Raw genomic sequence first — 3,214 nt, forward strand, 5'->3', positions numbered from 1 at the left:
CTAAAGAAATTTAATAAAATAAAAGTTTAAACCACTTCAATTTTAAATTTGGAAGGGGTGCAAGTACTTTCAAGATCTGAGATGAAGAATGTTAATGGCAAAGGCTATTTGAGAGATTATCAGTGTACAGGCAATTTGTATTCCAATACACAAGGTGCCGGTGACTCCCCTACAGCATTTGAATGTACGGCAAGATATCAGAGAACATTTTTAGGGGTGAATTGGGGAAAACCCCAAGAATTAGCTCCAGGTCAAGTTTTTCCATGTCCAGCAGGAATGATGTGTTAGATAATTAACCTAAATATCCCCAATTAAAACGAATTTTAGTTGGGGAATTATTCCAAATATGAAATTGAAAATAATCTTTTTAGTAGTAATTTGTTTTTTGAATGGATATTCACAAAACCAAAAATACATCGTCAAAGATTCGCTAACAAACGAAGTAATCGAATTTGTTGGGATTAATTTTCTAAACAATGTAGGGGTATACACTGGTTCCAATGGAGAGTTTTATGCAGACCCAAGTAGAACACCAAAAATCATTATCTCGCATTTATCCTACGAAGAAAAAATTGTGCAATTATATAAATCGGATAACATAATCTATCTAACCCCTAAAGTAATCAATCTTAATGAAATTGTTATTGAAAATAAAAAATTAAAGAAGCAGTTCATCGATATTAACACTTCTAATAAAAACACTAAAAATTTTTCAGGTTTTGGTACTTATGGGTATCAGTTAGCAGTATTAATAAAACCAATTGATACTTTAAAAAATTATTATTTAGATCAAATTTCATTGCCCATTAATGTAGATAAACTTTGGATGAGTATAAACAACATGAAGGAAGTTCCAAATGCTTTAGTTAGAATAAATTTTTCTATTAATTCAAATAATAAACCTTCCGACTCTTTATTTAATTACTTAGAATACATACTCTTAAATAAAAAAACTTATAAAGAAGGTTTTGTTTATCATAAAATGAAAACAAGAATTTCAGTACCAAAAGAAGGTCTTTTTTGCATACTCACCTTACTTGGAGAAACAGATTTAAAAGGTAATTTAATAGTAGAAAAGCCAACCTATAAAAGTTATAATCTTGGCAAAGAAATCATTTTTTTTAAATATTTACCAATACAAATACCACTGCAAAAAGAAAATGAAGAACAAAACTCTTTTTCGAGAAGTTATTTTAATAAGGAGGACAATGCTTATGGTAATGTGACACCTTTAATCGCTGTGCCTTCTAGCTTAACATCAAAAGAAAGGGCTTCCTATATTAGAGAAAAAAGTGAAGAATTGGGTAGATTTAGTGTTCCCATTAAATATACATTATATTACTATGATTAATAAAAACATACATTATTTGGCACTATTTATTTTTGGTCTATTTATTTCGTGTAAAAGTGCATTTCCGTTCGATATAGATAAAAATACTATTGCAGAACCAAAAAAAAGCCGAAAAGTTTCTTTTTTTAAAAATACAGAAACTATTGCAAGTAAAAATATTAGAAAAGGTATAATTTATATTCCAAATGACTCAACAAAAGGAAGAAAACTGGAATCCATTATTTTTAGATTATCAGAATCTTCGATTTATGATTTAAATAAAGGAAAGCTTATTACTTTTAAGAATTCAATTCATAAATCTTTTCAAATTGCATTATATGAATTAGACAGTTTGCACCAAACCACTACTAAAAAAATAGTTGATGAAGATATAGAAGTTATAGTTAACTATAAAAAAGATATTGCTATAGTTGATTTAATAAAATATGATTTTGAAATTCCAAAGTTTGGAATGTTTATAGAATTTGCTACAAATTTACCGAAAGATTTAAATGAAATAAACTACGAAAATTATCCTTCTATTAGAGTAATAAAGACAACAAATTACAATGATTTCATACCAATGAAATTGCAACTTTACAGGAAAGAAAATGCTTATTGGGAAATAGAACCTTTCTTAATGAAAAGTCAATTTAATTATGATATAAAAATAATTCTAGAAAAATAGTCATGTGGATTAATGAAATAACTCCCCTTTACTTTTTGATTAAAATATTGTTGCAACGATAGTCAGAAACTCAACTGACTTTAAATGCTTGAGAAAAACAAACTTTCATTTTTAAACAATGAAAAACACAATTTTAGATTTGGAAGGGGTGCAAGTACTTTCAAGAAATGAGCAGAAGAATGAGATGGGGGCGATGATGGCGGTAGACCTAGAGGCTGTAGGTAGTGGCGTATCAGAATTTTCGTATACAATTAGTAGAACACAATAATGATGCCTGTCAAAATTCTGACGGTAATTGGGATTGGGGCGGTAATGGTACGGTACCATCAAATAGTTAATATCCATTTTCCAATTTCTTACTTATGGTCGGTCTTTACAAAAAAGCCGACCCTATTTACAAATAATATGATGAAAAATTTTGCATTACTTATAATTGCTTTAATCTGCCCAAGTCTTTTCGCTCAGAATAATATAATTCAGTTAGAAGAAGTTACTATCACGAAATCGCAACATAATGCGGCTAAGAAGATTATAAGAAATGTCAAAAAAAGATTAAGAAACAATTTCAATACCCATGAAAAACTTTACCGTGTGAACCAAACAGCAGTTGTTAATGATAACGATACAGTAATCAATAACAATATGGTGGTAATGTTTGTCATTAAATCTCTTGACAATAATTTTACAAAAACAATTATTAAGGATGATGCGAATAAACTTTTTCGAAGTTCATTATTTTTCCAAGGATATGATGACTACAGAGATTCGCCAGAATATTGGATATCCCAAGTTTTATACAATAAAAATCTCAATATCTTGGGATTTGATTTTTTTAACAACACTGCCGGTTACAATTTTAAAATTACTTATGATGAAAAGTTTATAACGGTCAGTTTTACCTCTGATGACATGTATTCGGGTTTTTTTATTTGCGAACGGGAAACATTTAATTTGCAAACTCTTTCATTCAAGAACTCGGACGCTTATCCTTTTGATGTTTCTAATTCAGATAATGGCAAGAAAACAGGTTTAAAAAAATGGATTTATGAAGTTGAAAGTTCTACAATAGAATTCCGCACGGATGAGTCAGACAAAATTTGTTTAGCCAACGTAACAGTTCTGGAAAAAATTTCAGGATATTTTTTTGAAAAATATTTTAGTACACGACAAAAAATATAATTGATTAAAAATCAATA

General features: G+C 28.8%; 4 protein-coding genes. All 4 read left to right on the forward strand.

What is annotated here, in order from left to right; genetic code table 11:
- Positions 1-346 precede the first annotated feature (346 nt).
- Positions 347-1,351 (forward strand): hypothetical protein, encoded by a 1,005-nt coding sequence (locus tag CHU92_RS00925; protein ID WP_094411682.1) that lies wholly within the window; start codon positions 347-349, stop codon positions 1,349-1,351.
- A 16-nt stretch (positions 1,352-1,367) separates the two neighbouring features.
- The gene (locus tag CHU92_RS00930; RefSeq protein ID WP_129582964.1) at positions 1,368-2,018 is read left to right on the forward strand and encodes a hypothetical protein; all 651 of its coding nucleotides are present in this window, start codon (positions 1,368-1,370) and stop codon (positions 2,016-2,018) included.
- Positions 2,019-2,136: 118 nt separating this feature from the next.
- On the forward strand, positions 2,137-2,286 hold the full coding sequence (locus CHU92_RS15715) for a hypothetical protein (RefSeq protein WP_165764550.1): 150 nt from the start codon (positions 2,137-2,139) through the stop codon (positions 2,284-2,286).
- Between the two features lie 140 nt (positions 2,287-2,426).
- On the forward strand, positions 2,427-3,197 hold the full coding sequence (locus tag CHU92_RS00935) for a hypothetical protein (protein ID WP_207759781.1): 771 nt from the start codon (positions 2,427-2,429) through the stop codon (positions 3,195-3,197).
- Positions 3,198-3,214 lie beyond the last annotated feature (17 nt).

It is taken from the genome of Flavobacterium cyanobacteriorum (genome assembly GCF_002251835.1).
Classification (GTDB): Bacteria; Bacteroidota; Bacteroidia; order Flavobacteriales; family Flavobacteriaceae; genus Flavobacterium; species Flavobacterium cyanobacteriorum.

Bases quoted from the DNA above. Each gene is read 5' to 3' on its own strand.
- CHU92_RS15715 (WP_165764550.1), top strand. From the start codon at position 2,137: ATGAAAAACACAATTTTAGATTTGGAAGGGGTGCAAGTACTTTCAAGA.
- CHU92_RS00925 (WP_094411682.1), top strand. From the start codon at position 347: ATGAAATTGAAAATAATCTTTTTAGTAGTAATTTGTTTTTTGAATGGA.
- CHU92_RS00935 (WP_207759781.1), top strand. From the start codon at position 2,427: ATGAAAAATTTTGCATTACTTATAATTGCTTTAATCTGCCCAAGTCTT.